Annotated in this window: 10 protein-coding genes; 7 read left to right on the forward strand and 3 right to left on the reverse strand. The window is 38.8% G+C overall.

Going from position 1 to position 9,601, the window contains the following annotated elements; all coding sequences use genetic code 11:
* Window positions 1-15 precede the first annotated feature (15 nt).
* Entirely contained in the window at window positions 16-1,779 is a 1,764-nt protein-coding gene (locus tag B2X72_RS12305; protein WP_075990267.1) for an ABC transporter ATP-binding protein, read from the forward strand.
* Here the strand turns inward: B2X72_RS12305 and B2X72_RS12310 are convergent, their stop codons facing one another.
* Window positions 1,780-2,301, reverse strand: coding sequence for a hypothetical protein (locus B2X72_RS12310; RefSeq protein ID WP_075990266.1), 522 nt, complete (start codon window positions 2,299-2,301; stop codon window positions 1,780-1,782).
* Window positions 2,302-2,492: 191 nt separating this feature from the next.
* On the opposite strand from B2X72_RS12310, the gene B2X72_RS12315 reads away from it, so the two are divergent.
* Both B2X72_RS12315 and B2X72_RS12320 read left to right on the forward strand, forming a co-directional pair.
* On the forward strand, window positions 2,493-2,975 hold the full coding sequence (locus B2X72_RS12315; RefSeq protein ID WP_075990265.1) for a DUF4293 domain-containing protein: 483 nt from the start codon (window positions 2,493-2,495) through the stop codon (window positions 2,973-2,975).
* A 67-nt stretch (window positions 2,976-3,042) separates the two neighbouring features.
* Window positions 3,043-3,507 carry a hypothetical protein gene (locus tag B2X72_RS12320; protein ID WP_088163282.1) on the forward strand — a complete coding sequence of 155 codons (465 nt, stop codon included), beginning with the start codon at window positions 3,043-3,045 and terminating at the stop codon, window positions 3,505-3,507.
* Between the two features lie 63 nt (window positions 3,508-3,570).
* On the opposite strand, the gene B2X72_RS12325 is transcribed toward B2X72_RS12320, so the two are convergent.
* Window positions 3,571-4,110, reverse strand: a complete 540-nt coding sequence (locus B2X72_RS12325; protein ID WP_075990263.1) for a hypothetical protein — start codon at window positions 4,108-4,110, stop codon at window positions 3,571-3,573.
* Window positions 4,111-4,332: 222 nt separating this feature from the next.
* On the opposite strand from B2X72_RS12325, the gene ung reads away from it, so the two are divergent.
* Entirely contained in the window at window positions 4,333-5,007 is a 675-nt protein-coding gene (gene ung, locus B2X72_RS12330) for a uracil-DNA glycosylase (protein ID WP_286734263.1), read from the forward strand.
* Between the two features lie 110 nt (window positions 5,008-5,117).
* Here the strand turns inward: ung and B2X72_RS12335 are convergent, their stop codons facing one another.
* On the reverse strand, window positions 5,118-5,588 hold the full coding sequence (locus tag B2X72_RS12335; RefSeq protein WP_046673117.1) for an Lrp/AsnC family transcriptional regulator: 471 nt from the start codon (window positions 5,586-5,588) through the stop codon (window positions 5,118-5,120).
* Window positions 5,589-5,920: 332 nt separating this feature from the next.
* On the opposite strand from B2X72_RS12335, the gene sufB reads away from it, so the two are divergent.
* The 3 genes from sufB (at window position 5,921) to sufD (ending at window position 9,560) form a co-directional block, all read left to right on the forward strand.
* A complete protein-coding gene (gene sufB, locus B2X72_RS12340) occupies window positions 5,921-7,372 on the forward strand; it encodes a Fe-S cluster assembly protein SufB (protein WP_075990262.1) in 1,452 nt (483 codons plus the stop codon).
* A gap of 62 nt (window positions 7,373-7,434) precedes the next feature.
* Window positions 7,435-8,193 (forward strand): Fe-S cluster assembly ATPase SufC, encoded by a 759-nt coding sequence (sufC, locus tag B2X72_RS12345; protein WP_046673119.1) that lies wholly within the window; start codon window positions 7,435-7,437, stop codon window positions 8,191-8,193.
* A 59-nt stretch (window positions 8,194-8,252) separates the two neighbouring features.
* Entirely contained in the window at window positions 8,253-9,560 is a 1,308-nt protein-coding gene (gene sufD, locus B2X72_RS12350) for a Fe-S cluster assembly protein SufD (protein ID WP_075990261.1), read from the forward strand.
* Window positions 9,561-9,601: the final 41 nt, after the last annotated feature.

Consider the following 9,601-nt stretch of genomic DNA (forward strand, 5'->3'; position numbering starts at 1 on the left):
GACATAGAATTTAACGTGAGTCAAGATAAAATAACTGGTAAAACCTACGATATCAATTTAGTGAAACGCATGAGTCGTTATATGCGGCCCTACCATGTGTCATTTTGGATATCGGTCGTTCTAACGATATTGTTGGCCGCCGTGGCGCCCGCTTTGCCTATGCTAATCCAGCATACATTAGATAACTATATTTTAAATTTCGATACCAATGGGTTATCCCTCATGCTGATAGCGATGTTGGCATTGGTTATCCTGCAGACCTTGATTCGTTATTACCATACCTTAATGACAAATACCCTGGGGCAGTCGGTCATTCGCGATATCCGGATTCAGGTATTTAACCACATTGTTCAACTCAGGCTCAAGTATTTTGATCGTACGGCATTGGGAAAACTGATTACACGTACCATTTCTGATCTGGAGACTCTTTCCAATATTTTCTCTGAGGGCTTGATCCAGATTATCGGTGATTTATTGCAGCTGGTCGTTATTCTGGTTGTGATGTTTTACTCCGATTGGAAGCTAACATTGATTGTTTTAATTCCCATGCCTTTGATGGTGGCAGCAACTTATGTGTTTAAAGAGGCGATGAAATCTGCTTTTATTGATGTGAGGAAATGGGTTTCCAATTTAAATACCTTTTTGCAGGAACACATTACGGGAGTCGGGATTATCCAATATTTTGCACGTGAAAAGCAGGAAATGGATAAGTTTAAAGAAATTAATGCGCAACATCGCAATGCACATATTCGAACCAATTGGTACTTCTCCATCTTTTTCCCTGTTTTGGAAATTATCATGGCTATTGCTTTGGGATTATTGGTATGGTTTGGTTCCAAACAAATTATGGGTGATGTGATCTCTCCGGGTGTAGTTGTGGCCTTCATCATGTATATCAATATGATCTTTAGGCCCATTCGGGAACTTATTGACAAGTTCAATACACTTCAAATGGGTATGGTCAGTGCTGAACGAATTTTTGAAGTCTTGGATACCGATGAAAAGACGCCTAATTTGGGGACTTTGAAACCCGCACATATCAAAGGAGAGATTGCGTTTCGCGATGTTTGGTTTGCTTATAATGAGGAAAATTGGGTTCTGAAAGATGTTAACTTCAATGTTAATCCGGGCGAGACCTTAGCTTTAGTTGGGGCTACCGGTGCCGGAAAATCTTCTACCATCAATATTCTAAGCCGGTTTTATGAAATCAATAAGGGTGAAATTCTATTGGATGGCCGTAATATCCGGGATTATGACCTTGATTATCTGAGAAATACTATTTCGACAGTATTGCAAGATGTATTTCTCTTTTCGGATAGTGTCATCAATAACATTACATTAGGTGATCCTGCGATATCTAGAGAGCAGGTGATCGAAGCGGCAAAGGAAGTCGGTGCGCATGATTTTATTATGCGACTTCCTGGGGGCTATGATTATGATGTGAAAGAGCGGGGAGCAACTTTATCTGCGGGGCAGGCACAATTGATTTCTTTTATACGGGCTTTGGTACACGATCCTCGCATTCTTATTTTGGATGAAGCGACTTCTTCTGTTGATACCGAAACGGAAGAAATGATCCAACATGCAATTGATAACCTCATGAAAGGAAGAACATCGATTGTTATTGCCCACCGCTTGTCCACCATTCAGAAGGCGGACAAGATTATTGTGTTGGATAAAGGCGAAATCAAGGAAATCGGAACGCATCAGGAATTACTATCTTTCGATGGTTATTATAAAAAACTATACGACTTACAGTTTCATTCCGCAGGGATTTAATTAAGCGATAATACTCTCTTTGGGGATAGTTTCTTCGTCTTCGATACGTGTATTTGCTTTAATTTCTGAACCTCGACCGACTAGAACGTTTGCTCCGATTGAGACATTTGGGCCGATGTTGACAAAATCTTCAATAATGGTGTTGCTTTCGATAACGGCGGAACCGGCAATAACGCAGTGGTTGCCTATTTGTACATCTGGAGCGATCGAAGCGCCTGGGAGAATAATGGTGCCTTCACCAATTTCGGCTCTTTTTGATACGTAGGCTTTAGGATGGATGAGGGTCTGGAAGTTCCAGTTTGCGTTTTCTGACACAATCCTTTGGCGAAGACCAGGATTCTTGACTGCGACAAAGAAATTTTCTTCCGTGCCTTTTGATTCATGATGAAGTTGAACCTCATAATCAAATACATCTTCAATTAGTAGCGATTTGTCGATAAGACCACCAATTTCAATCGCTAAATCTTCTGCTACATCTACCGCAGTTTTAGCATGAGCGGTTGCTCCATATATGTATAACATGGTATTTTTTTCGCAAAGATAAAGCTTTCTAAAAAGAAGCCCTTTGATATGATGTAAAAAAATACAACAAAATGTCAGGTTTGATTGTTTTGGTGTTTATAGAGCTGTAGGGTTGGTTGTTTTTTCGGTCGCAATTATATTGCATATGAAAATCAATTTATCTAAGTTTGTTGATATACAAAAATTAAACTATGATTCAACGTATCCAAACTGTTTATTTGCTGATAGCAGGATTAGTCATATTTGGCTTGTTTCTATTTCCCTATGTTAATTATAGCGATTTAGTGGGTTTAGGAAAGAATGTGAAGGTGACTGGTGTGTATAGTGTTGCTGCTGGCCAGTCTGTACATGAGGGGGGATTTGGTTATATTCTCCAGACCGTGGTGACCGTGTTATTGGGAGGACTTCCGCTATTTACGATATTTAAATTTAAAAAGCGTAAAGTTCAACTTTTGCTTATATGGGTGGAGATTGTGGCAATTATCTTATTTGCAATCTGGTTATACTCGTCTGCAAGTACTCATCTTGCCACCGTGAGCCAGTTTTTAGGTGCCGGGAATATCGGGGTAGGTTTCTTTTTGTTGCCAATTTCGATTATTTTCTGTGCGTTAGCGATGGGTGGAGTACGTAAAGATGAAAAGTTGATCCGATCTGCCGATCGATTGCGAGCATAATTTTAAGACAATAAAATAATACGAGTTAAAGCCACGAAGATCGTGGCTTTTTTAAATATAATATGATATGAATGTTTTTTTTAGATATGTTGTTGTCTTGATCCTCTTTCTTGGAGGTGGGCTTGTAAAGGCTCAGTCGGCAGATTCATTGCTGGTTGTTGACGATATTCAATTCGATGTGCGGGAATTTCACTTCGATGAGGGTAAGAATGAACTGGTGATCAATTTGTTTGCGATATCTTATAGTACCGATCCACGAGAATATAAAATGAACACCTTTTCCACGCAAGTGTTGGATCAGAAGAAACAACCCCATTTCTTTTCAACGATTCAGATGGGAAATGTTTTGGTTAAATTTGAAGATAAGCAGAATTATCTGCACTATTTGCTAGAAGAAGATAAGCCTGTGGATATACAGGTCATTGTTAAGGATTGGAAGAAAACGGATAAGCCGGTTATGATTAAACTGGTGTTTGAGAGTAGCACGGAAGAGGGGGAGTTTTTGGAAGTTCCTATTCCATTAAAGAAATAGATTTTGGCTCTTGAGCAAAAAAGCTTCAAAGTTATACTTTGAAGCTTTTTTGATTATTCAATATTATCGATTGTATCTGATCTGCTGTTTGTCCATCATACCCATTTGGTCTTTCATCATTTTGATCTGATCGGCCAATAATTTGTTTTTATCTGCTTTTTTCGCTTCTTGAAGTAGTTTTTCGGCTTCACGCTTGTTGCGTTTTGCCATTGCTACACCTGCCAGGCTTAATTTTGCTAAAGCGATATTATGATCCATATGTAAGCCCAACGCCAATGCCTTCTTAAAATATTTTTCGGATTGCATAGGTGCGCGTTGTGATTCGATCAGTCCGATCAGCATATTGTAGTAACCGTGCTGTTGTGGGATCAATTGCTTTTCGTAGTTGGTGATTTTACGTAGCCATTTTTCAGCTGCGGCCATATTTTGTTTACGCATATACCATTGCGCAATCAGCATATATTCGTGGAAAAATACAGTAACAAAGCCTAAGATCGTGATCAGGATACCTAAGATTCCCCATCCCCAATTTCCAGTCCAGAATAAGGCAACTGTTCCGATCAGCAATGCACTGCAAATAATGATTCTAACGAGATTTGACATAAATCTTTGTTTAAAATATTTGTATTCAATTTAATTCTGCAAATATCCGTTAATTTCATCGTTTAAGCAACTCGTTCAGGTGGTTATTTTGTAAAAATGTGTTTTTCCCCCTGAAGAGGATATGGATAAACAAGATGTGATCGTTTTTTTTGCTGTAGTTCCTTGAAAAGAGCTTATGAGGATAAATTTGCCTTTATATGCAACTTTATCTATGTTTGGGGTATGGAAAAGCAATACGATGATTCTTGGGCTCCTGTGCTAAAGCCTTTGTTTGGTCAACCCTATATGAAACAACTGTCTACTTTTGTGCAAGAAGAGCGTCAGAAAACGAAAGTGTTTCCACCGGCAGATCTGGTGATGAATGCTTTTAAGCTGACGCCATTGGACCAGGTAAAAGTAGTTATCTTAGGGCAGGATCCTTATCATAATGATGGGCAGGCACATGGCTTGTCTTTCTCTGTGCCAGAAGGGATTGCTTTGCCGCCATCCTTAAAAAATATCTTTAAGGAATTGCAAGACGATATACCCGGTTTTGTTGAGCCCCGTGCTGGCGATTTGACCTATTGGGCCAAACAGGGTGTACTGTTGTTAAATGCGACATTGACAGTGCAGGCGCATCTGGCAGGTTCCCATCAAAAGAAAGGTTGGGAGATTTTTACAGATAGTATTATTTATGCCATTTCGGAGCGTTGTGAACATGTCGTATTTCTGTTGTGGGGAAGTTATGCCCAAAAGAAAAGTGTGCTCATCGATGCGAAGAAGCATCTTGTGCTAACGGCGGTTCATCCATCACCGTTGTCTGTCTATCGTGGTTTTTTTGGTAGTAAGCATTTTTCACGTGCAAACCAGTATTTGATGGAACATGATAAAACCCCAATTGATTGGCGCCTGGTTTAAGTTTTGTCTTGAGTTAAATAAACATCATTGCCGGTTATCGTCGCATGGAGCAAATACGTCCAAAAGCGAGATTCCGGTAATGATATTTTTGATTGGGCTTATTCCTTCGCTTAATATTCTAAAGGAATAATTGGCTCTTTTTTGCTGGTTGACATAATCATCATGGTTTGGAATGTCTTTACAAAAGGTATTTTGGAGATTTTTTCCATGATGACGCCTTCATAAGCTTTAATATCTTTTACGTAAACCTTGAGGATGAAATCACAATTGCCTGTAACGTGGTGGCATTCGGTTACCTCGGGTATCATTTTGACAGCAGCAACAAACTCAGGGATAGCGTTATGTGTATGGAAATCGAGTGAGATCTGGATAAACGATTTGATTCCAAGTCCCAGTTTCTCCTCGTCTACAAAAGCATGGTAACTTTTGATGAAGCCAGAGTTTTCCAGTTTTCGCACACGCTCTAAAGTTGGTGCGGGAGATAGTCCGATGCTAGATGCGAGTTGCAAATTAGTTATACGACCATTCTCTTGTAATAGTTTAAGAATTTTTAAATCTGTTTTATCCGGTGCAAAGGGCATATCTTAAGTCTTAATAATCAATAGTATTTGTAAATATACAAAATTATATTTGGAAATTTAAAAATATACAAAATTATTGATGATTAATAGATTTTAACTATATTAGGGTTGTTTAGTTATAATTTTAATCGATGTAAAATCATTTGACTGTCATAATCGATTGAAATGTGCTCATTTTAATGAAATGGAGTGATAAATGTCATTTTTTTATTAAAAATGCCTTCGTAAGGTGCTATTAAATGCTGTTTTATTGGCTTTGAAATTGTAACTTTGCAGTTCGATAGGTGCGGAGGTGAAGCCCTCCCAAATTAGTTAAACCGTGAGAGCGCAATATGAGTACTAAAGACGACGATTTGTTAAAAGAGCTGGAGCTCGAAGAATATAAATACGGGTTCACGACAGATATCGAAATGGAAATTGCAGCCAAAGGCCTTACTGAGGATACGGTTCGTTTTATTTCGGCAAAAAAGAATGAACCTGAATGGCTATTGGAATGGAGATTAAAAGCTTTCCGTCATTTCTTGACGTTAAGAATGCCTACTTGGCAGAATTTCAAAGCTCCTGAAATTGATTTTCAAGAGATTTCCTATTATGCAGCCCCAAAAGCAAAACCACAGCTTAATTCGATGGATGAGGTTGACCCTGAGTTGATTGCTACCTTTGAAAAACTGGGGATTCCTTTGGATGAGCAAAAAGTATTGGCAGGAGTTGTGGCGGTAGATGCTGTCTTTGACTCGGTATCTGTCAAAACAACGTTTCGTGAGAAATTAAAAGAACAAGGTGTTATTTTCTGTTCATTTGGTGAGGCCGTGCAAGAGCATCCTGACCTGGTGAAAAAATATTTGGGTACAGTGGTTCCACAGACGGATAACATTTATGCAGCGTTGAATTCTGCAGTATTTTCGGATGGATCCTTTGTTTATGTTCCAAAAGGTGTTAGATGTCCAATGGAATTATCTACCTACTTCCGTATCAATGCACAGAATACCGGACAATTTGAACGCACGTTGATCATTGCAGATGAGGGAGCTTATGTTTCTTATTTGGAGGGATGTACTGCACCTATGCGTGATGAAAACCAGCTGCATGCTGCGGTAGTAGAATTGATTGCCGAACGCGATGCTGATATTAAATATTCTACCGTGCAAAACTGGTACCCTGGTGATAAAGATGGAAAAGGTGGTATTTATAACTTTGTAACCAAGCGTGGAATCTGTAAGGGCGATAACAGTAAAATCTCCTGGACACAGGTAGAAACTGGTTCTGCAATTACATGGAAATACCCTGGTGTGATTTTAAAGGGTGATAACTCTATTGGCGAGTTTTACTCTGTGGCCATGACACGTAATTATCAGGTAGCTGATACAGGAACGAAGATGGTTCATTTGGGTAAAAACACGAAATCTAAAATTATTTCTAAAGGTATTTCTGCCGGTAAGAGCCACAACAGTTATAGAGGTTTAGTGAAAATCGGCCCAAATGCAGACAACTCACGTAACTTTACCCAATGTGATTCCTTATTGATCGGTGATAAATGTGGGGCACATACATTCCCTTATATCGAAAATAGAAATAAGACAGCCAAATTAGAGCATGAGGCGACTACTTCCAAAATCGGTGAGGACCAAGTATTCTATTTGAATCAACGTGGTATCGATTCTGAGAAAGCTGTTGGTTTAATTGTCAACGGGTATGCAAAGGAAGTATTAAATCAATTGCCGATGGAGTTTGCTGTAGAGGCTCAAAAATTATTGGCAATTTCATTAGAAGGTTCAGTAGGATAGATAAAAAATCATTGGGAATGTAGTTTATGACGCTACATTACACCATACTCAATACGAATAAAATGTTAAGCATTAAAAATTTACATGCGTCTGTAGAAGACAAACAAATATTAAAAGGGTTAAACCTAGAAGTAAAAGCTGGAGAAGTTCATGCGATTATGGGACCAAATGGTGCTGGTAAAAGTACATTGGGTAATGTATTGGCCGGACGTGAATCATATGAAGTAAGTGAAGGTTCTGCACTATTGGACGGTGTAGATTTATTGGATCTTTCACCTGAGGACCGTGCACGTGAAGGGCTGTTTTTGGCTTTTCAATATCCTGTTGAAATTCCGGGCGTATCGAATATCAATTTCTTGAAAACAGCTGTAAATGATATTCGTGAGTATAAAGGCCTTCCTCCAATGGAAGCGAAGGAGTTTTTACAAATGGTAAAAGATAAGCAAAAATTGGTTGAATTTTCGGCTAATTTGGCTAACCGCTCTTTAAATGAAGGATTTTCCGGTGGTGAGAAAAAGCGTAACGAAATTTTTCAATTAGCGATGTTGAATCCGAAATTATCTATTTTGGATGAGACAGATTCTGGTTTGGATATCGATGCCCTTCGTATCGTTGCAAATGGCGTGAATCAATTGCGCTCTAAAGACAATGCTTTTATTGTTATTACACACTACCAACGTTTGTTGGATTATATCGTTCCAGATTTTGTTCACGTATTGTACAATGGCCGTATCGTGAAATCGGGACCTAAAGAATTGGCTTTGGAGCTCGAAGAAAAAGGATACGATTGGTTAAAAGAATATGATACACAAAACGCCTAATCTTTTACCTGAGTAAATAGGATTGGAAGAGAATTTTGGCGATTTGATTAAAAAATAACATGAGTACATTAGTTTCAGAATCATTACTTCAACAAGTGTTGGGAGCTTTCAAAGAGCAAGGCGTTTCAGACGAACCTTCGTTTTTCGTGGAGGCCCGCCAACTTGCATTCGAACGTTTCGAAGCAGCAGGCTTTCCCACCGTTAAGAATGAAGAATGGAAATATACAAACATCCACAGTATTATCAATAAGCCTTATGCGCTTGATGTCGATGTGGATATCGAAGGCTTAGACTTTAGTGCAGGGGAGATTCCTCAGTTGGATGCTTACCGCATTATCTTGGTGAACGGTCAGTATGTGTTGGCGGTAAGTGAATTAGAAAATGTGAAGGGACTGTCGGTTATTCCAATGGATGAAGCCACTTCAGAGCCTGCATTTGAGAGCCATTTTGCTAAATATGCGGACAAGTCAGACAATATTATGGTCGCATTGAATACGGCTGCTTTTACAAATGGTGTTTTTATCCATTTGAAAAAGGGAGTTGTACTTGATAAACCAATACAGATTATTCATGTCGCTACAGGAAAAGAGGATTTCTTTGCACAAACACGTAATTTGATCGTTGTCGAGCCAAATGCAGAACTTGAATTGATCGAAAGCTTTATCACTGCAGAAGGTACCGCAAATAATGTGCACAATAAGGTCTCTGAGATTATCGTCAAAGAGAACGCTAAAGTACAACATTATTATTTGCAGCTCGCAGAATCTGTAAGTCGTTACTTTAATCATACAGAGGTATACCAAGAAAAAGATAGCCTTTATAATAATTACAACTGTAATTTTCCTGGCGCCTCGTTTATCCGTAACAATATCAATGTTCGCTTGGATGCAGCGCATGTGGAGAGCCATTTATATGGAATCAACTTAACTGCAGGTGATCAATTGGTCGATAATCATACCATCGTAGACCACCTTAAGCCACATTGTGAGTCTTATGAATGGTATAAAAATATTACACAGGATAAATCCGTTGCAGTTTTCAATGGAAAAATCTTTGTACGTGAGGATGCTCAAAAAACAAATGCTTTTCAGCAGAACAATAATATGCTGATGTCAGACAATTCGGCGGTTTATACCAAACCGCAATTGGAGATCTTTGCGGATGACGTAAAATGTTCACACGGATGTACCATCGGTCAGTTTGATAATGAGGCCTTATTTTATTTGAGAGCAAGAGGAATTGGTGAAGAATCTGCCCGTATCCTGTTGGTACATGCATTTGCATTTGACGTAACTACACGTTTCTCTAATGAGGTTGTTCGCAAATATGTTGAAGAACTTGTGGAAGAAAGCCTAAGGACAAATTAAATCCATTTAGGATTATATAGCTATAAAAAATGGCGTTTACC

The sequence above is a fragment of the Sphingobacterium sp. UBA7253 genome (assembly GCF_002472745.1).
Lineage (GTDB): Bacteria > Bacteroidota > Bacteroidia > Sphingobacteriales > Sphingobacteriaceae > Sphingobacterium > Sphingobacterium siyangense.

Excerpts from the sequence above, each read along its gene's own strand:
- B2X72_RS12310 (WP_075990266.1), bottom strand. The coding sequence starts at position 2,301 with ATGTTATACATATATGGAGCAACCGCTCATGCTAAAACTGCGGTAGAT.
- B2X72_RS12315 (WP_075990265.1), top strand. The coding sequence starts at position 2,493 with ATGATTCAACGTATCCAAACTGTTTATTTGCTGATAGCAGGATTAGTC.
- B2X72_RS12320 (WP_088163282.1), top strand. The coding sequence starts at position 3,043 with ATGAATGTTTTTTTTAGATATGTTGTTGTCTTGATCCTCTTTCTTGGA.
- B2X72_RS12325 (WP_075990263.1), bottom strand. The coding sequence starts at position 4,110 with ATGTCAAATCTCGTTAGAATCATTATTTGCAGTGCATTGCTGATCGGA.
- ung (WP_286734263.1), top strand. The coding sequence starts at position 4,333 with ATGGAAAAGCAATACGATGATTCTTGGGCTCCTGTGCTAAAGCCTTTG.
- B2X72_RS12335 (WP_046673117.1), bottom strand. The coding sequence starts at position 5,588 with ATGCCCTTTGCACCGGATAAAACAGATTTAAAAATTCTTAAACTATTA.
- sufB (WP_075990262.1), top strand. The coding sequence starts at position 5,921 with ATGAGTACTAAAGACGACGATTTGTTAAAAGAGCTGGAGCTCGAAGAA.
- sufC (WP_046673119.1), top strand. The coding sequence starts at position 7,435 with ATGTTAAGCATTAAAAATTTACATGCGTCTGTAGAAGACAAACAAATA.
- sufD (WP_075990261.1), top strand. The coding sequence starts at position 8,253 with ATGAGTACATTAGTTTCAGAATCATTACTTCAACAAGTGTTGGGAGCT.